The 21,250-nt window shown below is 47.4% G+C and carries 16 protein-coding genes, 2 pseudogenes and 1 riboswitch; of the genes and pseudogenes, 12 read left to right on the forward strand and 6 right to left on the reverse strand.

Going from position 1 to position 21,250, the window contains the following annotated elements; translation table 11 throughout:
* Nucleotides 1–130: 130 nt before the first annotated feature.
* The 3 genes from DESGI_RS03570 to DESGI_RS03580 are packed head-to-tail and all read right to left on the reverse strand — an operon-like array spanning nt 131 to nt 3,920.
* The gene (locus DESGI_RS03570) at nt 131–1,117 is read right to left on the reverse strand and encodes an FAD binding domain-containing protein (protein WP_006520956.1); all 987 of its coding nucleotides are present in this window, start codon (nt 1,115–1,117) and stop codon (nt 131–133) included.
* Nucleotides 1,117–3,399 (reverse strand): xanthine dehydrogenase family protein molybdopterin-binding subunit, encoded by a 2,283-nt coding sequence (locus tag DESGI_RS03575; RefSeq protein WP_006520957.1) that lies wholly within the window; start codon nt 3,397–3,399, stop codon nt 1,117–1,119. The genes DESGI_RS03570 and DESGI_RS03575 overlap by 1 nt, the downstream gene beginning before the upstream one ends.
* Nucleotides 3,396–3,920 carry a (2Fe-2S)-binding protein gene (locus DESGI_RS03580; RefSeq protein ID WP_006520958.1) on the reverse strand — a complete coding sequence of 175 codons (525 nt, stop codon included), beginning with the start codon at nt 3,918–3,920 and terminating at the stop codon, nt 3,396–3,398. The genes DESGI_RS03575 and DESGI_RS03580 overlap by 4 nt, the downstream gene beginning before the upstream one ends.
* Before the next feature lie 651 nt (nt 3,921–4,571).
* Between DESGI_RS03580 and DESGI_RS03585 the strand changes: the two genes are divergently transcribed.
* The 4 genes from DESGI_RS03585 (at nt 4,572) to DESGI_RS03600 (ending at nt 8,849) form a co-directional block, all read left to right on the forward strand.
* Nucleotides 4,572–6,656, forward strand: a complete 2,085-nt coding sequence (locus tag DESGI_RS03585; RefSeq protein ID WP_006520959.1) for a magnesium chelatase subunit D family protein — start codon at nt 4,572–4,574, stop codon at nt 6,654–6,656.
* Between the two features lie 49 nt (nt 6,657–6,705).
* The gene (locus DESGI_RS03590; protein ID WP_006520960.1) at nt 6,706–7,734 is read left to right on the forward strand and encodes a magnesium chelatase ATPase subunit I; all 1,029 of its coding nucleotides are present in this window, start codon (nt 6,706–6,708) and stop codon (nt 7,732–7,734) included.
* A gap of 93 nt (nt 7,735–7,827) precedes the next feature.
* On the forward strand, nt 7,828–8,256 hold the full coding sequence (locus DESGI_RS03595; RefSeq protein ID WP_006520961.1) for a MarR family winged helix-turn-helix transcriptional regulator: 429 nt from the start codon (nt 7,828–7,830) through the stop codon (nt 8,254–8,256).
* A gap of 71 nt (nt 8,257–8,327) precedes the next feature.
* A complete protein-coding gene (locus DESGI_RS03600; protein ID WP_006520962.1) occupies nt 8,328–8,849 on the forward strand; it encodes a hypothetical protein in 522 nt (173 codons plus the stop codon).
* Between the two features lie 68 nt (nt 8,850–8,917).
* Here DESGI_RS03600 and DESGI_RS03605 read toward each other — a convergent pair whose 3' ends face one another.
* The 3 genes from DESGI_RS03605 to DESGI_RS03615 all read right to left on the reverse strand — a co-directional run bounded on the left by DESGI_RS03605 (nt 8,918) and on the right by DESGI_RS03615 (nt 11,340).
* On the reverse strand, nt 8,918–9,343 hold the full coding sequence (locus DESGI_RS03605) for an MOSC domain-containing protein (RefSeq protein WP_006520963.1): 426 nt from the start codon (nt 9,341–9,343) through the stop codon (nt 8,918–8,920).
* A 474-nt stretch (nt 9,344–9,817) separates the two neighbouring features.
* Nucleotides 9,818–10,147, reverse strand: coding sequence for a sll1863 family stress response protein (locus DESGI_RS03610; RefSeq protein ID WP_157872869.1), 330 nt, complete (start codon nt 10,145–10,147; stop codon nt 9,818–9,820).
* 308 nt (nt 10,148–10,455) lie between these two features.
* Complete coding sequence (locus DESGI_RS03615) at nt 10,456–11,340, reverse strand: ABC transporter substrate-binding protein (RefSeq protein WP_006520965.1); 885 nt, start codon at nt 11,338–11,340, stop codon at nt 10,456–10,458.
* Nucleotides 11,341–11,626: 286 nt separating this feature from the next.
* A riboswitch (molybdenum cofactor riboswitch) is annotated at nt 11,627–11,748 on the reverse strand.
* A gap of 153 nt (nt 11,749–11,901) precedes the next feature.
* Between DESGI_RS03615 and DESGI_RS03620 the strand changes: the two genes are divergently transcribed.
* The 8 genes and pseudogenes from DESGI_RS03620 to DESGI_RS03655 all read left to right on the forward strand — a co-directional run.
* Nucleotides 11,902–13,497 (forward strand): NAD(P)/FAD-dependent oxidoreductase, encoded by a 1,596-nt coding sequence (locus tag DESGI_RS03620; protein ID WP_006520966.1) that lies wholly within the window; start codon nt 11,902–11,904, stop codon nt 13,495–13,497.
* Nucleotides 13,498–13,741: 244 nt separating this feature from the next.
* Nucleotides 13,742–14,290, forward strand: coding sequence for a SiaB family protein kinase (locus DESGI_RS03625; RefSeq protein ID WP_006520967.1), 549 nt, complete (start codon nt 13,742–13,744; stop codon nt 14,288–14,290).
* Between the two features lie 14 nt (nt 14,291–14,304).
* A complete protein-coding gene (locus tag DESGI_RS03630) occupies nt 14,305–14,694 on the forward strand; it encodes a DUF1987 domain-containing protein (protein ID WP_006520968.1) in 390 nt (129 codons plus the stop codon).
* Nucleotides 14,695–14,747: 53 nt separating this feature from the next.
* Entirely contained in the window at nt 14,748–16,607 is a 1,860-nt protein-coding gene (locus tag DESGI_RS03635) for a SpoIIE family protein phosphatase (RefSeq protein WP_006520969.1), read from the forward strand.
* A gap of 59 nt (nt 16,608–16,666) precedes the next feature.
* Complete coding sequence (locus tag DESGI_RS03640; protein WP_006520970.1) at nt 16,667–17,077, forward strand: hypothetical protein; 411 nt, start codon at nt 16,667–16,669, stop codon at nt 17,075–17,077.
* A 77-nt stretch (nt 17,078–17,154) separates the two neighbouring features.
* Nucleotides 17,155–18,544 (forward strand): annotated as a pseudogene (locus DESGI_RS03645) (IS4 family transposase).
* 81 nt (nt 18,545–18,625) lie between these two features.
* Nucleotides 18,626–19,909, forward strand: coding sequence for an HD-GYP domain-containing protein (locus DESGI_RS03650; protein WP_006520973.1), 1,284 nt, complete (start codon nt 18,626–18,628; stop codon nt 19,907–19,909).
* A 122-nt stretch (nt 19,910–20,031) separates the two neighbouring features.
* A pseudogene (locus tag DESGI_RS03655) lies at nt 20,032–21,240 on the forward strand (BaiN/RdsA family NAD(P)/FAD-dependent oxidoreductase); the annotation flags it as partial.
* Nucleotides 21,241–21,250: the final 10 nt, after the last annotated feature.

Here is a 21,250-nt window from a genome sequence, read left to right on the forward strand (position 1 = left end):
GAATAAAGTTTATCTAACCTGAAAAGTAAATTTATATTTTCCATTGTTGCCGCGATATCGGCATGAAATTTTAATAGAAAAGAGGTAAGCATTTTTAATCATGCTTACCTCTACCACATCTACTTTTAAACTACTCAGTACCCAACGTACTTGCCATTATTGCCCTCTTCACGAGTGTTTTTGCAATTTCCAGCTTATACTCGTTCTTGGATAAGGGTTTTGCTCCGGCCAGAGCAAGTGTTGCTGCTTCTGTTACAACCCCCTCGGACAGTTCTTTCCCTTTCAGAAACTCTTCGGCCATAAGGGCGCGGACAGGGGTGTGGGCTACCGCTCCCAGGACAATACGGACATCTGTACATATTCCCTTTACAATGGTGATCATGCAAGCAGTACTTACCACCGCGAAGTCAATCGGCTTCCGGATAGTGAACTTGAGAAAGGTCTGCTTGGTATTGGCAGGTTTGGGGACCCGGATCATGGTAACCATTTCATCAAGTTCAAGCACATTCCCCAGGTGGGTATAAAAATCTTCCACGGGTATATTGCGTGTGCCTTTGGTGCCGGCTATGGTAATGGTTGCGTCAAGGGCGGTGAGGGCCACTGCCAAATCGGAGGGACAGACTGCAAAGCATTTCTTGGCACCCATGATGGCATGGTATTGGTTTTCACCGGCGACAGCAGGGCATGTCCGCCCACCTTTCCGGAAGCATTTGATTATCCCCCCAAGCTCATCGGGGTAGCGATAGTACCAGCAGCGGGTGTCCTGGCAGAGGTTGCCGCCGATTGTCGCTATGTTCCGGATCTGGGGAGAGGCGACAGTTCTCGCGGCCTCCATAAGGATGGGGCATTTCTTTTCAATTATGGGGGATTTAACTATATCAACAAGTGGGGATAACGCGCCTATCCTTATCCAGTCGCCGTCTTCTTCGATTGTATTGAGGCCGGGGATCATTTTGATGTTTATTACCGCCTCAGGGTAGTCAGGGAGAATACGGTCCTTTAAGACACCCAGGAGATCCGTTCCCCCGGCGTTGAGTTTTGCCTTTCCTTCATATTTCGCGAGCAACCGTATTGTTTCATCCACTGAGTGGGCGTTAATATGGACAAAGGATTGCATCACTTCCCCTCCTTTTTAGCAGCAGCGATCTTCCCCAGGGCCCTTAAGACTTTATCTGGTGTGAGCGGGTAATCATTTATTCGTACACCTATGGCATTGGAAACAGCCATAAGGACAGCAGAGGGCCCCGGGGAAGGGGTAATTTCACCTATACCAATGGCTTGGAAACGGTGACTGGGAAATGGGGTTTCTAGAATAACATGTTCCATATCGGGCAGTTCAGAAAAGGTGCGCCACTTGTAGTCGATCATATTGGGGTTTATGATGCGTCCGAGCCGGGTATCAAGAACTGTCTCTTCGAAAAGGGCACTGTCGATACCTGCAGAACCCAGGCATCCGTTGAGCTGGTTAGTTAGTGAAGGAGGATCGATAATCTGGCCCACGTCGGTGGCACCTACGACCCGGATCAGATCTACCTTGCCTGTTTCAGTATCAACCTCTACTTCGGCAAAGGTCATCATAAAATTGGGCAAAGTAAAATCGGGCTCAAAACGGCCCCGGCCCAAACATGTGCGATCATAGCCCATCCCTTTAATCCACGGGAGCCGCGTTTCGGGTTTTCCTTTAACATAGACCATCCCGTCTTCCGTTTCCAGCTCTTCCAGTGTTACTGCGAACTTGGGAGCCATTAGTTCCAAAAGCTGTCTTTTAGCATCTTCGGCAGCTGCTATCACGGCACTGCCGATGGCGTAGGTCCCCCGTGAACCGACGGGTCCGATTTCAAAGGGATTGACGCGTGAATCTGTTGGTGTTACGGTGACCCGGTCCAGGGGAAGCTGCAGTATTTCAGCAACCATTTTACATATGCTGCTGCGCTGGCCCGTGCCGTGTTCAGCCAAACCCGAGTAGATTGTGGCCGTGCCATTGGGCTCAAGGCGAACAAATGCCTCCGATATGTCCTCGCCGACGTCGGCATTCCCGTGCACGCCAACCCCAACCCCTCGCCGCCTGGCACCATTAACGGATGATGGTTTAAGCCAACCCTTCCATTTCTCTTTCCAGCCGAATGTCTCGGCACCTTTTTCGATTGCCGCCGTATAATCAATACCTTTACATACCCACCAGTTTCCATCACGCCAGTAATATCCTTCACCTGGTTTCACATAGTTCTTTTTGAAAAAGTCAACCGGGTCGATGCCGGCTTTCTCCAGGCCCATGGTAATAATGGGAACCAGCGCGCATTTCAGTTCTTGACCGCCGAAACCGCGCACCTGTCCTGAAGCGGTTCGATTTGTGCATGCCACTTGAGTTTTGAGATGCCAGTTGGGACACTTGAGCATGAGCTGTGCTTCACCGCAGCCCACAGCAACCATACCCTGGGTAATTTCAGAAAATGCGCCTGTATTTAACAACCAATTACCGGACAGTGCCGTTACGGTGCCATCCTTCTTCATGCCAACTTGGCCATGAATACGGGATCCCAGTCTTACAGTAAAGGCGGCCATATGTTCCGTCTTTCCATAACACAACTTAACAGGCCGGCCTGTTGCTTTCGCAAGGGCGGCGGCAGGTAAAACATACTGCCAGGACATATACTTTGAGCCATAACTCGCTCCCACAGGGCTGCCGATAGACTGCATATTGGTGGCTCCCATCCGCTTTTGCAGGGTAACTTTAAACATATGGGGGCCCTGTGACGCCGACCAAACGGTTAAGGTATCCGTCCCTTCCCAGGCCGCAATCACCCCCGGCGGTTCCGGAGGCAGTGGGTTGGGGATATTTTCATAGGCGCAGGTTCCCTCGATGATGAAATCAGCCTCTGCAAACCCTTTCTCGACATCACCAATGACAACCTCCTGCAGTGTGTTGGGGCCGAACAAGCGGCGTTCCGGCGGCAAAAGGTTGCCGGGGAATTGATCATACAACTGGGGTGCATTGGGCTGCAAGGCTTCTTCCGCATCATATACTGCTGGGAGAGGTTCGTACTCGATCTTGATGAGACGCAGAGCTTCTGCGGCGATATCCTCCGTCTCAGCCGCCACCAGGGCCACCGCGTCACCGACATAGCGTACTTTTTTGTCCAGCACCCGCGCGTGCAGGGGAAAACCCGCCTTCCAATCGGGTGCATTCTGGTAGGTGAGAACGGTTTTTACACCGGGGAGGCTTAGAGCCTCTGTAGTATCAATACTCTTGATCAGGGCGTGGGGTAGGGGGCTCCTCAGAACTTTGCCGTAGAGCATATCGGGAATGGTAATGTCATTGATGAATTTAGTCTTACCCGTTACTATATCCAAGGCATCCTTCCGCGGGGTAGATTTGCCGATGAACCGGTAGTCTGTCATTGGTTACCACCCCTTTTGACTGCTGCCATTACTGCATCAAGAACGTGGTAATGACTGTTGCACCGGCAGAAATTGCCCGCCAGGGCTTCTTGGACTTCGTTTCTCGTAGGAGAGGGGGTTTCGGTAAGGAGAGCCTTGGCGCTCATGATGATCCCCGGGGTGCAGAAACCGCACTGGAAGGCTGTATGGTCGATAAAGGATTGTTGAAGGGGATCAATGGTGCCGGTTGCCGGATCTCCCAGGCCTTCAATAGTGGTTATTTCTTTTCCTTCACACTCCACTGTCAACAGCATGCAGGAGAGGACCGCTTTCCCGTCCATGAGCACGGTGCAAGAACCGCAGGCACCGTGATCACAGGATATTTTAGTACCTGTGAGTCCTAACCTTTCTCTAAGGGTTTGGGCTAACGTTTGCGAGGGGGATACCTCGTGGGGGCCCTCTCCCAGTATGAATGAGTGATGCTCACCATTGACAGTGAGGGTAATGATGGAATGGGATGGCTTTTGAGGTGTTGGTACCATAATATATTTCCTCCCTTTTTTCAAAAAACATAAACTACGGTGGCTAAACTAAAGGATAGGTTTTCAGACCACGCCGATCGCCCTGTTTCCGTCATGTAAGGAGTGAAATTGCTTCGCTGCGCTTACAATGACGTCTAAATTAAAACATATTATCAAATTATTGAGGACATACCTCCAACCTAAAACTTAGGACCTAAAACGGAAGTGTCTGAAATAAAGACACTCCTACCCTCATATGGTAGGAGCTATCAATCTGGCGGCGGTTCTATGGCGGTTCTACGGTGGCCCCCCATTACCTTATATATTTTTTTGGTTATTTTATAATATTATGGATTAATTAGTCAAGGATTTCCTATGATATTAAATTGCACCCCATCCAAGCATATGAACCATACCATATCGCCAGTAAAACTTCGTGTTCTTGACGCCTGGCGAGATTATAGAAGATACATGAATACCCTGTGTTTCATTCTTCTTACTGTTAATTAATTATGAACATATGTTATAATTAATTAAACAATTCGCAGTTTTGAGAGAAGTTTGATCCACATACTTTAATTGGAGGCGTGTTGTTCGGGGCACCGGCTGTAAATGTTGAGGCGTTTGCCGAACCATGAAACCCGGCTGTCCGGTTGGTGAAAGGAGTCGCCAATGAATACGTATCACCGGGTTGTCTACCCTTTTTCAGCTATTGTAGGGCAGGAAAAAATGAAGCTGGGCTTGATTTTAAGCGCTATAAATACGCATTTGGGGGGTATTTTAATTCGCGGTGCCAAGGGAGCGGCCAAATCCACTGCGGTGCGCGCCCTTGCGGCATTGCTGCCGGAAGTGGCGATGGTCAGGGGCTGTCCTTTTAATTGCCACCCCGAAAAACCCGAGCATTTGTGCGCCTATTGCCGAAAACGGCTGGAAAATGGTGAAACGCTGGAAAAAGTGTGGCAGCAGGTGCAGGTGATTGAACTACCCGTGTCGGCCACCGAGGATAGGGTGGTGGGGGGGCTTGATTTCGGGCGAACCATCAAGAGCGGCTGCCCTGCCTTTGAGCCCGGGCTGCTGGCCCGGGCCCACCGCGGTATCATCTATATAGATGAAGTAAATCTGCTGGAGCACCATATTGTAGATTTATTGCTGGATGCCGCTGCTATGGGGGTAAATGTGGTGGAGCGGGAGGGGGTGTCTTATGCCCATGCCTCCCAATTTATACTTATCGGCACCATGAACCCCGAGGAAGGGGATTTGCGGCCGCAGTTAAAGGACCGCTTCGGGCTCTGTGTACAGGTGGAGGGAGAGTCGGATCCCGAGGAGCGGGTGGCCATAATCAGGCGCAGGGAGCAATATGAAGCTGATCCCCCGGGATTTTGCGCCCGCTGGGCGCTCCGGGAACAAGAGTTGAAGGAGCGCATTGCCGCGTCCCGGCAGTTGCTGCCCGGGGTAAAGATATCCGATAAGCTGCTAAATTTGGTGGCCGGTTTATGCGTTGCCCAGGGGACACCCGGACACCGTGCCGATATTACCCTGGCTGCTGCCGCCTGCACTTTGGCAGCCTGGTATGGACGGGATGAAGTGCTGGAACATGATATTATGCAAGCTGCCGAACTGGTGCTGCTGCATCGTGCCCGGCAGCCCGGGCGGCACCCCGGCATGGAGGGCATGGAAGACCAGGGGGAGGGCGAGCCGGGGGAAGAGCAGCAGCCCGGTACAAACACTGCCTCCGATGATGCCGGCGACACGTTGGAGGAACCGGCATCCCCCGGGGAGATGGATCACGGGGAATGCAGTCAGGCAAATGTCCCGGCGTCCGCGGCAAATGAATTGATGAATAGAACTATAACCTTCAACGGGGCCGGCAAACCACGGGAGGATGCTAAAAAAAGTTCTCCCCCGGCGGTGCTGCACCGGATGGTATTTGATATGATCCAGCCTTTTCTGGTTAAACACCTTGCTGGTGGGCAGGATCGTGGGCCGCGCAGGGGCGGCGGCCGGCGCTTTTGGGCCAGGACGACGTTGCGTTCCGGCCGCTACGTGCGCAGCACCATGCAGCGCAGCAACGATGACCTGGCCTTTGATGCCACCCTGCGGGCGGCCGCGCCGTACCAGCGGCGACGGCAGCGGGAAGGTGTGGCTGTGATTATTGAGGAGTCTGACATTAGGGAAAAGGTGCGGGAAAGGCATACCGGGCAGTTGATATTGTTTGTGGTTGACGCCAGCGGCTCTATGGGGGTGCGGCAGCGGATGGTGGAAACCAAGGGGGCCATCCTTTCTCTGCTAGTGGACGCCTATCAAAAGAGGGATAAAATCGCTCTGGTGACTTTCAGGGGAGACACAGCTGAGATACTTTTGCCGCCTACAAATAGTGTGGAAATGGGACAAAAACTGCTCAAGGATTTACCGGTGGGCGGCAGAACACCCCTGGCGGCAGGGCTCCTTAAAGCATATGAGCTGGTTTCCATGTGCCTTCGTAAAGACCCGGACGTAGCGCCGCTGCTGATTATTATTACAGACGGCAAAAGCAATGTCAGCCTGGGCGGCGCCAAACCGCTGGTGGAAGCGCTGCAGGCGGCGGAAATAATTAGCGGTGATGGGAGAATTAAATCACTGGTGGTGGACGTGGAAAAAAATATCCGGGTGACCTTCGGAGTGACTCGGGAGCTGGCCTGGATTATGGGTGCTGATTTTTATCGCCTGGAGGAACTTAAGGCCGAAACGCTGGTAGACGCGGTAAGGCGGGCCAATTAGAGTAATTAATTACGGGTGAATATTATTAAAAAAAGGCAGGTGAGGAGCCTTGTTTAAAAATAATGAGGTTTACCCCTTTAGCGCTGTTGTCGGCCAGGAAGAAATGAAAAAGGGACTTTTGCTGAGCGTGATCAACCCCCGGTTAAACGGTATCCTGATCCGTGGAGAAAAGGGCACGGCTAAATCAACCGCGGTTCGTTCGCTGGCGTCGCTGCTGCCCGGGATTGATGTGGTGGCCGACTGCCCCTTCAACTGCGACCCCGGTGACGAAACCACCATGTGTGAAAAATGCCGGCAGCGCCTGGCGGCCGGTGAGGTGCTGCCCCGGGCCAGACGGAAAATGCGGGTGGTTGATTTGCCCGTGGCCGCCACTGAAGACCGGGTGGTGGGTACCCTGGATATCGAGCAGGCCATCAAAAAAGGGGAAAAGCATTTTGAGCCCGGTGTGCTGGCCCGGGCCAACCGGGGTATATTGTATGTAGATGAAGTTAATTTACTGGATGATCATATAGTGGATATACTTTTAGACTCGGCTGCTATGGGGGTAAATACCGTGGAGCGGGAAGGAGTTTCTTTTGTCCACCCAGCCGAATTTATTTTAGTGGGCACCATGAACCCCGAGGAAGGTGAACTAAGGCCGCAACTGCTGGACCGCTTCGGGTTGTGTGTGAATGTTACCGGCATTGCGGATCCGGCGCTGCGGGTGGAGCTGATCAAACGCCGGGCAGCCTTTGAAGAAAACCCGGAGCAATTCAGGCAAAAGTGGCAGGCGGAGGAGGAAAGGTTGCGGGGGCAAATAGAAGCCGCCAAAGCAATGCTGCCCGGGGTCACCATTTCGGATACCATGCTGTTTTTGATAGCTAAAATTGCCCTGGAAATGGGAGTGGATGGTCACCGGGCCGATCTGGTGATGATGAAATCAGCAAAAACAATGGCCTCGATGCAGGGCCGGACAGAGGTTATTGAGGAGGATGTTCGGCAGTCGGTAAACCTGGCGCTGCTGCACCGCACCCGCCGCAAACCCTTCCAGGACATGGTAATCGACCGGGAAAAACTGGGGCAAATCATGGGTGGGTGAACTGCCCCTCTGCTTCTCTCTCAAATTGGGTTGCATCCATGTTTCTTTGGTTATATAATTGTCTTGACAACGATACAATTTAGGAGAATTACAATGAAAATTGATCTTGATAACAGCCTTGGCTTCATTTTAAACCGGACTAATACAAGGATGAAGAACAATTTACTACATAAATTTAAGGATTATGATATAACTCCCGAGCAGTGGGCAATTTTAAACCGTTTATGGGTGCGAGACGGTATTTCGCCCAAAGAGATAGCTGAATTGACTTCTAAGGATCAGCCCACGACAGTCAGAATAATTGCTAAGCTACAAAAAAAAGGATTTGTTTCAAAGAAAGTTAATCCCAAGGACAACAGGTCCTTTTTAATCTATCTAACGCCAAAAGGCGAGGAGTCCAAAGATATCCTGATCCCGTTAGCATTGGAGGCTCTGGATAAAGCAATAAGGGGGATTGATAAAGACCAAATTGAGGTAACTAAGGTTCTTCTTAATCAAATTTTTAAAAACTTGGAGGCGTAAAGGTATGGCCATGTAACTTAATGGCTTGGCGATGATGAATTTGTAAAGTATAAATGAAAGGGTAGAGGAAAATGAAAAAAATAGGCATGACTGGGAAGGCATGGTTAAAGAGCTTCCATATCTTTTTTGCCTGTATGTGGATCGGCGCTGCTGCATCCATGCTGCTGCTTGCCTTTGTTAGAAGCCATATTTCCAACGGCGATGAACTTTGGGCTATAAACATGTCAATAAAGCTGATTGACGACTTTATTATTATACCTGTGGCGATGGGTTGCCTGCTTACAGGCATTTTGTTTTCGTGTTTAACCAACTGGGGTTTCTTTAAATTTAACTGGATCATACTTAAATACATAATAAATATAACAGCTATTTTGTTTGGTACTTTCTATCTTGGCCCCTGGGTTAACGGCATGGAAGCCATCTCTAAAGTTGAAGGTCTAGCGGCACTGCAAAATGCAGCATATTTGCACTATGCTGAAATGAACAGGTACTTAGGCACTTTGCAAGCTTTTGTTCTTGTTTTAGCGGCTTTCATTTCTGTGTTCAAGCCTTGGGGTAAAAGAGGAAAAACAAACGAAAAGGGGAAGAGCTAGGAAGCAGAGGGGACAGTTCTCTTGATTCCTTGAAAGGAATCAAGAGAACTGTCCCCTCTGCTTCCCTATCAATCACTGTCAATAAGGGAAATGCTATCGCCCACCTTAACGATTCCGCCCCGTACAACCTGCCCGAAGCGTCCCTCCCGGCTAACAATGTAAGGGCGGCCGTGTTCTTTAAACTGTTCTTTACCGATGTGTAATATTTTAATTACAGCTTCACCCACTTTAACCGAACTGCCTATGGTTAATAATTCGGGCTCAATGTCGTAAACAGTAATGTTTTCGGTATAGCCGCCGTTTAATACCTCCTCCTTTTTATGGGCGGGAACTTTATCCAGTGCCTCCACGGGAAAGATGCTTACCTGCCGGTCCCAATCACCGCCATGAGCATCTCCCTCCAAACCCCATCCTTCCACAATTTTGATCTCGTTAACGCTGGATTTGTCCACTCCCCTGACGGAACTAATGTTTATTGACAGTACTTGACCCAACTTTTCATAGCCCCCTTTTTGCTATAGAAAATTATTATTTTTTTTTACTGGTACCGTGGGCATTGATGTCTCTTAAGAAAGATTATTTCAGGTAGTGCTATTTGTACTTTTAGTATTCACCAGCATTAGTATAGCATAAATGTTGGGGTTCTTGTGGGATTATCTTTGTCAGCTTTAAGCATATCGTTACCCGTGTAATTGTCTTGACAATTATGTGGGTGGCATCTATAGTTTACTTTATATCGGATTGTATACCGCTTATGTACCTGTTGGCAGCAGCACCGGCTTTGGCCGCACTGTTGAGCTATCTTTTCCTGGGCCGTAAAGCAAAAAAGGGAGTCCCCAATTAGTTTATACCACAATTGCGTTTTTTAGTGACCTGCAGTTTATACTCAGAGAAAAAGGCTATTGCACTGCGAACTATTTAGATCGTTGTGCAACAGCCTTTTTCATATATGGCATATGGTGCCCGTATTAATCCCGCTTAAATTTGGAGGCTGCTTTGCCGGCAGCATTGGATATTTCACTCCAGGCGTCCATGACGCCGTTTTTAATGTCGCTCCATGCATCTGTCGCTGATTCTTTGAATTCGGAAACATTTTCCTCTGCTTTTTCAATACCATCGTCATACTGCAATTGCGCTTCGGCTTGCGCTTGTTGGACATTAGCTTTTAATTCACTAATTTCCGCCTGGCGCTCGTTTATTTCGCCTTCCAATTTGTTAATATAGGCTTTATCGGGGTCCATAATTTTAACCACTCCTTTAGGGTTGGATTTATTGAATATGAAGACGAAGCATGAAATATTACCAGTGGGCCATGGTACCGCAAAAAAATTGCCTTCCCTGTGTGCCCACTAATGAATGACTGTCTCAATGGTATTTACCTTCATTATTATTACCTGTATGAAACTATTATAGTCATCAGGGACTTCATGCTTTGTGATAAGTTCGGTAATGCTTTATACATCAGCAACCGCAAACGCCCGAAATGTGTAAATAAAAGAGTGCAGCCATATTAGCTATTGGCTGCACTCTTTGTATAAACTTTATCCTAGGTGCCGGGTGTTGAGTATTACCGGGTAAGTTGTCCAAAATAGTGCAAAATCAAGTATTAACCGTTCAGCCTGTCGGGAAAGAACAGCGGACTGCCGAATTGATCCACGCCGAAATCTTTAATGATTTGTTGAGTATCTTCATCGATCATAAACTCTACGAATGCTTTGGCGCCTTCGGCATTAATACGTTCGAATTTGTCCGGGTTGACCTGCATGACGTGGTAGATGTTTTTAAGCGCTTCGTCGCCCTCGGAAACAATCTGCAGGTCTATATTTTTTGATTGGGCCAGGAAGGTGCCGCGGTCGCTTAATATGTAGGCCAACTTTTCATTGGCTACGGTTATGCTGGCACCCATGCCCTGGCCGGTTTCCTGGTACCATTTTTGTCCTGCGGGGTCAATGCCGGTCTTGGTCCAAAGGCCTTTTTCCATTTTATCCGTTCCCGAATCATCACCCCGGGAAACGAAAAGGGATTCACTGTCAGCTATTTTCTTGAACGTTTCAAGTATATCCGCGGTACCTTTTACCTGGGCCGGATCTTCAGGCGGTCCCAGCAGCACAAAGTCATTATGCATGACCAGCTGGTAGTTAATGACCACCTGGTCGTCCACCAGCGGTTTTTCAGCATCAGGGGCATGCACCAGCAGTACATCGGCGTTACCCATCTTACCCATTTCCAATGCCTGTCCAGTGCCTACGGGCACTGTTTTTACCGTGTAGCCGGTTTGCTCCTGGAACTTGGGCACCAACACGTCCAGCAGACCGCTGTCCTGGGTGCTGGTGGTGGTGGCCAGTATGATTTGATCATTTTCGGGTTGGGCTGGTTGCTGCCCTTGCTGTTCTTGGTTGTTAGAGGTATTTTGGTTGCAGCCCGCCAGCGCCGCTATAAGCACAAGCGCCATCGACAAAACCATAATTTTAAGCAGGTTTTTCCTTTTCATTAAATATTCACTCCGTTTCCATTTTTAATGTGCTTTTCGGGGCTGTATGTTGTTCAGTCTAAGTATTATTCCCCCCTTCTTCACAGGGCAGTGGTGAACAGCTTCAACAGTTATATCAGATAATACCTTCCCCCAAATGGGGGCAATCCTTGCTGTAAATCAGCAAAACAAATTCTTTTCCTTCTAGAAGGTGGTAAAGTGCTTTCAACAATAAAATTCAGTAAGCAAAGCATAATACTAAATAAAAAAGCCCGCATTGCCAAAAAAGAGCAATGCAGGGCTTTAAAACCCGACACGTTTCTCTTCTTTCCGCAATGGGAGGCAGGCCGGTTTCCCGGCGAACCCTAACGGTCGGGTTACCATAACATTATGTTTGCAGGTTTGCCCGACTCGAAGAGCTATTAGGTTGCTTCTATATAATATAACGGTATAATGTTGACTATGCAATATGTAATACTTGAATATCTGATAATAATGTTTGAGGTAATCTATGCATTAAAAGGATTTATTAGGTTAAAGTTTAATAATTATTCATACATCGCAATACAAAGGAGCTTGTGTATGCTCAGGGTCACAGGAATCAAATTATCTCTTGATGAAGATAAATCCCTTATTAGAAACAAAATAGCCAAAAAACTAAGGGTTAAGGTAAACGAAATTATTCACTATACTATTTTCCGGGAATCCATTGACGCCAGGAAAAGTAATCAGATTTACTTCGTATATACCGTTGATGTGGAGCTTGCCAATGAGCAGGCCGTACTCAAAAGGCTTAAGGCCGGTGATGTTACGGTTACCCCGCAAATGGAATACCGCTTTGTTCAGCCGGGCCACACGGCGTTGCCCCACCGCCCGGTGGTGATGGGGGCCGGACCGGCCGGGCTTTTTGCCGGGCTGCTGCTGGCGCGAATGGGCTACCGGCCGCTTTTGCTGGAAAGGGGTGCCGATGTGGACACCCGCACGCAAACCGTGCGCTCTTTCTGGCAGACCGGCCGTTTGGACAAAGACTGCAATGTCCAATTCGGCGAGGGCGGAGCAGGTACCTTTTCGGATGGTAAATTGACCACTTTAATCAAGGACAAACGTTGTCGCAAGGTTTTGGAGGAAATGGTGCTGGCCGGGGCCCCCGGTGAGATTATCTACTCGTATAAACCGCATATCGGCACCGATATTTTGAAGACTGTGGTTAAGAATGTTCGCCACAAAATAATCGATTTGGGCGGCGAGGTGCGGTTCAACAGTAAAGTAACGGATATATTTACGGAAGGCGATAAGCTAACGGGTCTGGAAATTAACGGGCAGCATACTATGGACACTGAGGTGCTGATTCTGGCCATCGGGCACAGCGCCAGGGATACCTTTGCCATGCTGCACAGCCGTGGGGTGCTGATGTCCCCCAAGCCCTTTTCCATCGGCGTTCGGGTGGAGCATCCCCAGTCATTGATCAACCGGGCCCAGCATAAAAATTTTGCCGGGCACCCCAAATTGGGGCCGGCGGAATACAAGCTGGCTTACCATTCGCCCGCTGGTCGCTCGGCGTACACCTTCTGCATGTGCCCAGGTGGGCTGGTGGTGGCTGCGGCTTCGGAGGAGGGGGGAGTAGTCACCAATGGGATGAGTGAATACGCCCGGGACAGGTATAACGCAAACAGTGCGCTGTTGGTGGGCGTGCGCCCCGGTGATTTTGGCAGTGACCATCCCCTGGCCGGTGTGGAGTTTCAAAGAAAGTGGGAAGGGCAGGCCTTCGCGCTGGGCGGTGGAAATTACATTGCCCCCGTGCAGCTGGTGGGGGATTTTCTGGCCGGCAGGCCGTCATCCGGTCCGGGGGAGGTGGAGCCCTCTTACCCCAGGGGAGTAAAATATGCTGATTTGACGGATTGTTTACCTGGTTACGTGACAGACACCTTGAAGGAAGCCATCCAGGATTTTGATCGTAAACTTAAGGGTTTTGCCCTGCCCGGTGCGGTACTCACCGGGGTGGAAACCAGGAGTTCTTCCCCGGTAAGGATAAACAGGGACGAGCAGTGCCGTTCCAACATAGCCGGTATTTACCCGGCCGGGGAGGGCCCTGGCTATGCCGGGGGCATTATTTCCTCGGCGGTGGACGGCATGCGGGTGGCGGAATTTATTGCGCTGCAGTATGCGCCGTGCTTATAATAACGCCCCGTTATTTTCGAGAAAATTACTATATATGAATGGTTATACTGTTTTTCCGAATACCATATCGCTGAATATTTAAGCCAGGCCTGGAAACTTCCGGGCTTTTTTATGTAGTGACTTGCAGGGAATAATTACTATCTTGTCGAATAATACAGAAATTATTGACCTTGGCAACCTATTCTGATTAAATGGGCAGTTCTTTTTTATTACGAACTAAAAACCAACTTGGGAGTGAAAACATGTGTTTATAAAAACGTTGATGGATCTCCAAGGCCACCTGAGAGGAAGCGGCGTTTTAATTAGTTTTGCCGGCCGGTTCTCCCAGGGCATTATTGAAGAATTGGGCGACGCCGTTAAAAAGCATATGCAGTCCGAAGACAGGCCTAAAAATGACATTTACAATGTTTTTGCCATTTTTGTGGAGCAAACCCATAATATTAAAAACTACACCGCCAGCAAAGAAGGCGTCCATTATTTCGAACAAATTGCTGGTTCGGGTATTGTAACCATCGGCAAATGCGATGGGGTATATTTTGTGTGCTCAGGTAATTTAATTGAAAATGTTGATGTCCAAATACTCACCGAGAAAATTGAAAAGTTAATTAATTTAGATAAAAAGGACCTGAAGAAACTCTACAAGGAACAAATTAGGCGGGAGTTGACCCCGGGTAGCCAGGGTGCAGGTGTCGGGCTAATTGATATTGCCCGTAAATCCAGTCAACCCATTGAGTATTCCATAGTGCCAATTGATGATGACCTATCCTTCTTTAGTATTAAAGTCACTGTTTAGGAGTGATTATAAGTATGGAGAAATTACATATCGACCAAACAAAAGGAACACCTAAAATTGATTTTGACCCGGATACTAACAAACTACTCCTATGGGGGCAGTCATACCCCGAAAACGCCTTTAAATTTTATGAGCCCATCTTTAACTGGGTTAACGGTTATCTGTACGCATGTAAGCAGCCCGTGCTCATAGAAGTTAACTTGTCTTATGTTAATACCAGCAGTACCAAATGTATTTTAATGCTGCTGGAGAAGTTTGAAAATGCCTATCAGGGGGGCGCACAGATTACATTAAACTGGTATTATGATGCTGAAAATGAAAGTGAACTGGAGTGCGCGGAGGAATTTAAAGAGGATGTGACATTTCCTTTTTATATTATTTCCTTGCCACAAGATGCTAACTAACTGGTTATTAATTGTGTAGCGTTTGATTGGAGTTATGATTACGGAGAGAGAAAATGTTTTTTAAGCAAGAAAGGCCCTCAAAAACAAATACAATCAGTAATGGTGCAAAATTTGATGTCGGCACCTTGAAAGTGATTGCGCTGGCTTGTTTATGTATTGCCCTGTCAGTGATTTTAACGGGCAGGTTAAGCTATTTGATAGTGGAAAGGGAAGCGATAAATAAACTAAAGTCCCAGGACCTGGTGTATATTGTTCAGTCCATAGCGGGCAAAATAGACGGGCGCATTGCCAGGGCCAAGGAAACGTCTCTGATTCTGTCCAAAGATCCAACAATCATGGAGTGGATTCAAGGTAAGGAGAAGGATAACGTATTAGGGCGGAGGGCTTTGCATATAATTAGCGGGATTGCTCGGGATTATGATTATAGCAATTCATTTATTGTAAGCACATTAACCAATAATTACTGGGCGGAAACCGGTCGATTGATCGACACTATGACTGTGGAAGACCCGGACGATGCCTGGTTTTTTGATGTCATTGCATCCAAATTGCCGGTTTCCATTAGCATTGACTACAATAATGAGCGCCAGGATACCTTTGTTTTTGTTGACGCTCTGGTGGGCGATATAGAAAGGCCAATTGCGGTAACAGGGGTGGGGCTTAATTTAAGGGATATGGCCGGTGAGTTTGCCGAGTATGAATTTGGTGAGGGGAGTAAGCTTTGGTTGATAGATGATAGCGGTGATATTCACCTGGCTAAAGATCTTGTTGATCGGGGGAAAAATATTTATTCTTTTATTCCGGCAGATATTTGCGAAGTGATTATTCAACACGCCGGAGAGCAAACATCCACCGCCGGGGTTTTGGAGTATCAAGATAAAAATGGTGAACTGCATGACCTGATATACCAGTCTCTTAATTCAACAGACTGGCAATTGGTATTGCAAATACCTCGGAGCGAAAGCATCGGCTTCTTAGATACTATTAAAATAAATACGCTGGTTGCCAGTGTGTTATCCTTTGGTTTAATTGTTTTCATATTTTACTTAATAGCTACCCGGATTGCTGATCCTTTTAAAAGGGCGGTATTATTAAGCAGGGAGCTGGAAAAGAAGGTCCAGGAACGGACTGCCAAAATAATGGATAGCATTGACTACGCCAAGCGGTTGCAGGAGGCTGTCATCCCCGGTGATGAAGAAATGGCCCGGGCATTTAAAGAACATTTTATCATTTGGCGGCCGCGTGATCTGGTTGGTGGCGATTTATACTGGCTTAAAAAGAAGGGAGACGATTACGTACTGGCGATAGTTGATTGCACCGGGCATGGTGTTCCGGGGGCGCTGATGACCATGGCGGTTGCCTCAATATTAAACGATATTGTCGATGGCGTTTGTTCTGATGATCCCGCTGTTATTTTACAGGAGATTAATGTGCGAATGAAGGCGGCCCTGCACCAAAAAGTCAACGCGGTTAGCGATGATGGCGCGGATATCGGTATTTGTCACTGGCGCAGCGGCCAATATATAACCTTTGCCGGTGCCAGGATTGTCCTTTACGTTAAAACAGCAGTGGGGGTGCGGGTGGTTAAAGGTGACAGGCATAGCTTGGGTTACCAAAAATCAGATCCTGATTTGGTATTTAATAAAGTAACGCTGCCTGTTGGGGAAGAAGATAAGTTTTATATGACTACAGACGGATTTTTGGACCAAAACGGGGGTTCTAAAAATCATTCCTTCGGTAAAAAGCGTTTTATGGCGTTAATCGATGACTATGGGCATTTACCGCTGGCCAAGCAGCGACAACTTTTTGAAGACGGTCTGGATGACTATAAACAAACCGAGGAACAGAGAGACGACATTACCGTTATTGGTTTTCAGCTCAGACCATCAGGCACTGGAGATGCAGTAAAATAATATTAACTACAATGACATAGGTAATTTGCCTGGTAAATTAAATGAAAGGGTAGTAGATTATGATTAGCCCTGATTTTAATCGCATGTTATTTAAGTATGAATTTGAAATTTTGGAAGCCGCCCTGGCTGAGCTGGCCACGGGTAAACACGATCAAAATGAGCTTTTACCCAAATACGAGACACTGGTGGCCGGCTATGAAAAATTGCTCAATTTGACCCGCAAGGTGTTTAAAATTAGTGATGTTCAGGGAAGAAATCTGCTCAAAAGGGATAGTGAGATTAAAAATTTATTGGACAACGCCGGGCAGGGGTTTCTTACCTTTGGAAAGGATTTACTTGTTAAACAGGAGTATAGTGCGGAATGCGCCCGCATTTTTGGCCAAAAGATTGGTAAATTAAATACTCAACTTTCGCAGTTCAAAAATCAGTCTAACCCCTTACAAAATAAGAATTTAGGCCAACTTTTTTAAGCAAAAACAAACAGAAAACACGCCTTTTTTGGTAAAATGTAGTCACCACAACAACACACCAAGAAAGGATGTTTTCTGTGGCTATAATTTTACCAAAAAATGATAACAATGAACAGGCTAAATCTTATTCTGATCGGTTTATAAAGCAGGCAAAAATAGGAACCTTTTTGCACCAGGCGAATATCCGAAAAGAATCCGGTCTATCGCCATTGTTCCTTTTCCAATTTATCTTTTCCCTTGTATTTCAAGGGAAAAATCTTTATCGAACATTGGAGTCAGGTCGTATAGATAACGCTCCTTCCAAAGATGCGATATATCGTTTTCTAAACAGGCCTACATTCAATTGGCGGAAATTTCTTGTTACAATCAGCTCATTTCTCATCAAAACAAGACTTTTACCCCTGACATCAGAGGGCCGGGCTCGTGTATTGATTTTAGACGACTCTACTTATTCCAGAAACCGTAGTAAATCGGTTGAATTATTGTCCCGGGTTCACGATCATTCAACAAATCGGTATCTGAAAGGGTTTCGGATGCTGACCTTGGGTTGGTCTGATGGTGGAACCTTTCTGCCCCTTGCGTTCTCTCTGCTTAGCTCTGATAAAGAGAAAAATCGTTACCAGGGGCTAAATCAAAGGATTGACAAACGGACAGTTGGATACCGCCGTCGCAAAGAAGCTATTCAAAAATCCACAGAAACTATGTTCTCGCTTCTCGACCAAGTGAACCCTTTTCAACTTTGTGCGAGTACCCTGCTTTTTGATAGCTGGTTTGCCTTTCCAGTCGTAATCAAGCGGGTGCTGACAGAATACCATTTGCATGTTGTTTGTATGCTCAAGAATATGCACCGCGTTTATTACACCTATAATGGAAGCGAATATACATTGGGTCAACTTTACAAAGTTCTTCGCAAAAACGCGGGCGGGCCAAGATTCTATCATCCGTCGTTGTCGGGCTTGGTAAGGCCCAAAACGGAAATGACGTTCTGGTAAAAATCATCTTCGTTCGAGACCGTAACCGCTCAAAAAATGGTTGGCAATCTTAACAACAAACCTTGAGCTATCTGATGAAGAAGTTATCCGTATTTATGGCAAACGCTGGGAAATCGAGTGTTTCTTCAAAGTCACAAAGTCCCATTTGCATTTGGCAAAGGAATTCCAGTGCCGTAGTTATGATGCGCTTACTGCTCATACCACCATTGTCTTTGTGCGATATATCATGCTGGCTTTAAGTGCCAGAGAGGAGAAAGACCCCAAGACCCTTGGCGAGCTCTTTTATCTGTGTTGCGATGAAATTGAGGATATTCGCTTTACCGAAGCTGTTCTTTTAATCATAGATCTTTTCGCCTCATCATTTAGCAAGGAATTTCTTCTTTCTGAAGAACAAATTCAACATTTTTTGGATACGTTTTTCGAGCAATTACCTGCCTTTCTGAAAAGTTCGCTTCAGAAAAGAGCAGTTGCTTGATATTAATAATTCCAAAACGCTTGCATATTAAGAGCTTGAGCTTATTTTTAAGGTGCGAAAGTTGAGTTAAATATTTTAACATTGCTGTTTGGTGATGACGATCAGCAAACAGCAAGATTTGCTGATGTATTCAAACGGATTTGGGAAACCGGGGATGCCCAACTGCAGCGTGACTATATCAAGGCGTTGCCCGAAATAATCAATATCAATGGGTTCCACCTGAATATTGAATACAAAGTTATCATGCCGAATCAGGAAGAAGAACCCCTGATTATGCTTATACTTACAGATATTACGGAGAAATATAAGGCTCAGGAGCAGGTGAACTTTTTAAACTATCATGATAAATTAACCTCTCTTTTTAACCGTACGTATGTGGAAGAGTGGCTTTCCTGCTCTTTGCAGGGCAGGCATTTTCCCATTAGTGTGATCATGGCCGATATGAACGGCCTTAAGCTGACCAATGATGTATTTGGCCACGAGCAGGGTGACCGCCTGCTGGTTAGGTTGGCCGAGGTACTGCTGCGCTGCTGCCGAAAAACAGATATCGTTGCCCGCTGGGGCGGGGATGAGTTTATTATATTATTGCCTGTCACTGATAAACAGGCCTGCCTCCGTATTTGTGAGCGTATCAAGGCCGCTTGTGCACAGGAGAAGGACCTGGCGTTTGAGCTCAGTGTAGCTCTGGGTATGGCCACACAGACTAGTCCCCAGGGCAATGTTTTAGATTTATTTAATATTGCAGAAAACCATATGTATAGCAATAAAATGAGAGAAAGCAAGCAGGTGCGGCGTAAAATTATATTGGGGTTAAAGGAAATACTGTGTACCAAGTGTTTTGAAACTGATTGTCATATAGAAAGGTTAAAAAAATTATCATTGGCTTTTGCTCAAAGCCTGGGATACACACAGGAATCCAATGAGGTACGGAACTTAAGTTTGTTGGTAGACTTTCATGATATTGGTAAAGTAGCCTTGCCCGGGGAGATTTTAGGCAAGCCCGGTCCCTTGTTGCCCGGTGAATGGGAAATCGTCCGCAGTCATAGTGAAACCGGCTTTCGCATGGCCCAGACCATCGGGGAAACAGAGGTGGGAGAACTTATTCTGGCGCACCACGAGCGCTGGGACGGGCGTGGTTACCCCTACGGCCTGCGAGATAATCAAATTCCCCGGTTGGCTCGCTTGTTTGCCATTGTGGACGCCTACGATGCAATGACTCGTGACCACCCGCATCGTAAGGCTTTGAGCCAAGCGCAGGCGTTAAATGAAATTGAAAAAGGGGCAGGTACCCAATTCGACCCGGAATTAACCCGGGCTTTTATCGAATTCATAACGGAACAACCCTTTATCTTAGGCCTTACCTAAGTTGGATTTGTTGTCTATAAAACTAATTCCGTGAAAATAATAATTATGTATGATAATTGCATAGATGACAGGGGTTATTTAATGAAGGATGTCGGTAGGAAAAAAAATAAAGTGGTTGTGGTGGGGGGGGAGCCGCCGGGCTTACCGCTGCCATGGCGGCGCGGTATAACGGCGCCGAAGTTACGGTGCTGGAGCGGTTGGACCGGGTGGGCAAAAAAATACTGGCCACGGGTAACGGCCGCTGTAATTTAAGCAATACAGATTTGGATATTGCCCATTACCACGGATTGAACCCCAAATTTACCTACAGCGCTTTGAGCCGCTTTGGTTTTTATAAAACCATGGAATTCTTTGAAAAGCTGGGAGTAGCCTGGAAGGTGGAGGAAGGGGGCAAGGTGTTTCCTGTTTCCAATCAGGCATCAAGCGTGCTGGACGTGATGCGGCATGAGTTGGAAACGCTGGGGATAGAAACCCGGTGTGCCGCCGAGGTCAAAGAAATAGTGTCCCAAAGCGATGGTTTTGTTTTGCGTTTGGGCGATGGCAGCCATTTCAAAGCCGACCGGGTGATAATTGCCACCGGGGGCAAAGCGGCACCTAATTTGGGTTCCAACGGCAGCGGTTACCTACTTGCTCAAAAATTGGGCCACAGCATTGTGGAACCCTTTCCCGCGCTGGTGCAGCTGAAGCTGGCTGCCGATTTTTTAAAGCAAATATCGGGTATCAAATTTGTCTATGCGGCGGAGATACAGCTGAAAGGAAAACCCCTGGCCCGCGCCGAAGGGGAAATATTGTTCACCGATTACGGCATTTCCGGTCCTCCTATACTGGCCCTCAGCCGCACTGCCGGTGAATACCTGCGCAGGGGAAAACCAGTGACACTGAAGCTTAATTTGATAAATTACATGTCCAGGGAGGAACTGGAGGCTTTTTTAATCAAACGTTTGCAGCAGCAATCTCACAAAACGCTGGCCTTTAGTTTTGTGGGCTTTATTAATAAAAGGCTGGTACCGGTGTTGTTAAGGGAGGCGGGTATTGGGGATATTCATAAACCGGCGGGGCAGGTTACTGTGGAGGAGAGAAATGCTATAATAGACATATTGCAGGATTGGCGCTTTGAAGTTACCGGCGCCAATTCCTGGCTGCAGGCCCAGGTTACTGCAGGGGGAGTGGATGTTCGGGACATTAATCAAAAAACTATGGCCTCAAAGCTGGTGCCCGGACTGTTTTTGGCCGGGGAAGTGTTGGATATAGATGGTGACTGCGGGGGGTATAATCTACAGTGGGCCTGGTCCTCAGGTTATGTGGCCGGTGTAAGCGCGGCTACATTATAAAATGTTGGGG

Source organism: Desulfoscipio gibsoniae DSM 7213 (genome assembly GCF_000233715.2).
Classification (GTDB): Bacteria; Bacillota; Desulfotomaculia; order Desulfotomaculales; family Desulfallaceae; genus Sporotomaculum; species Sporotomaculum gibsoniae.

Bases quoted from the DNA above. Each gene is read 5' to 3' on its own strand.
- DESGI_RS03570 (WP_006520956.1), bottom strand. From the start codon at position 1,117: ATGCAATCCTTTGTCCATATTAACGCCCACTCAGTGGATGAAACAATA.
- DESGI_RS03575 (WP_006520957.1), bottom strand. From the start codon at position 3,399: ATGACAGACTACCGGTTCATCGGCAAATCTACCCCGCGGAAGGATGCC.
- DESGI_RS03580 (WP_006520958.1), bottom strand. From the start codon at position 3,920: ATGGTACCAACACCTCAAAAGCCATCCCATTCCATCATTACCCTCACT.
- DESGI_RS03585 (WP_006520959.1), top strand. From the start codon at position 4,572: ATGAATACGTATCACCGGGTTGTCTACCCTTTTTCAGCTATTGTAGGG.
- DESGI_RS03595 (WP_006520961.1), top strand. From the start codon at position 7,828: ATGAAAATTGATCTTGATAACAGCCTTGGCTTCATTTTAAACCGGACT.
- DESGI_RS03600 (WP_006520962.1), top strand. From the start codon at position 8,328: ATGAAAAAAATAGGCATGACTGGGAAGGCATGGTTAAAGAGCTTCCAT.
- DESGI_RS03615 (WP_006520965.1), bottom strand. From the start codon at position 11,340: ATGAAAAGGAAAAACCTGCTTAAAATTATGGTTTTGTCGATGGCGCTT.
- DESGI_RS03620 (WP_006520966.1), top strand. From the start codon at position 11,902: ATGCTCAGGGTCACAGGAATCAAATTATCTCTTGATGAAGATAAATCC.
- DESGI_RS03630 (WP_006520968.1), top strand. From the start codon at position 14,305: ATGGAGAAATTACATATCGACCAAACAAAAGGAACACCTAAAATTGAT.
- DESGI_RS03635 (WP_006520969.1), top strand. From the start codon at position 14,748: ATGTTTTTTAAGCAAGAAAGGCCCTCAAAAACAAATACAATCAGTAAT.
- DESGI_RS03640 (WP_006520970.1), top strand. From the start codon at position 16,667: ATGATTAGCCCTGATTTTAATCGCATGTTATTTAAGTATGAATTTGAA.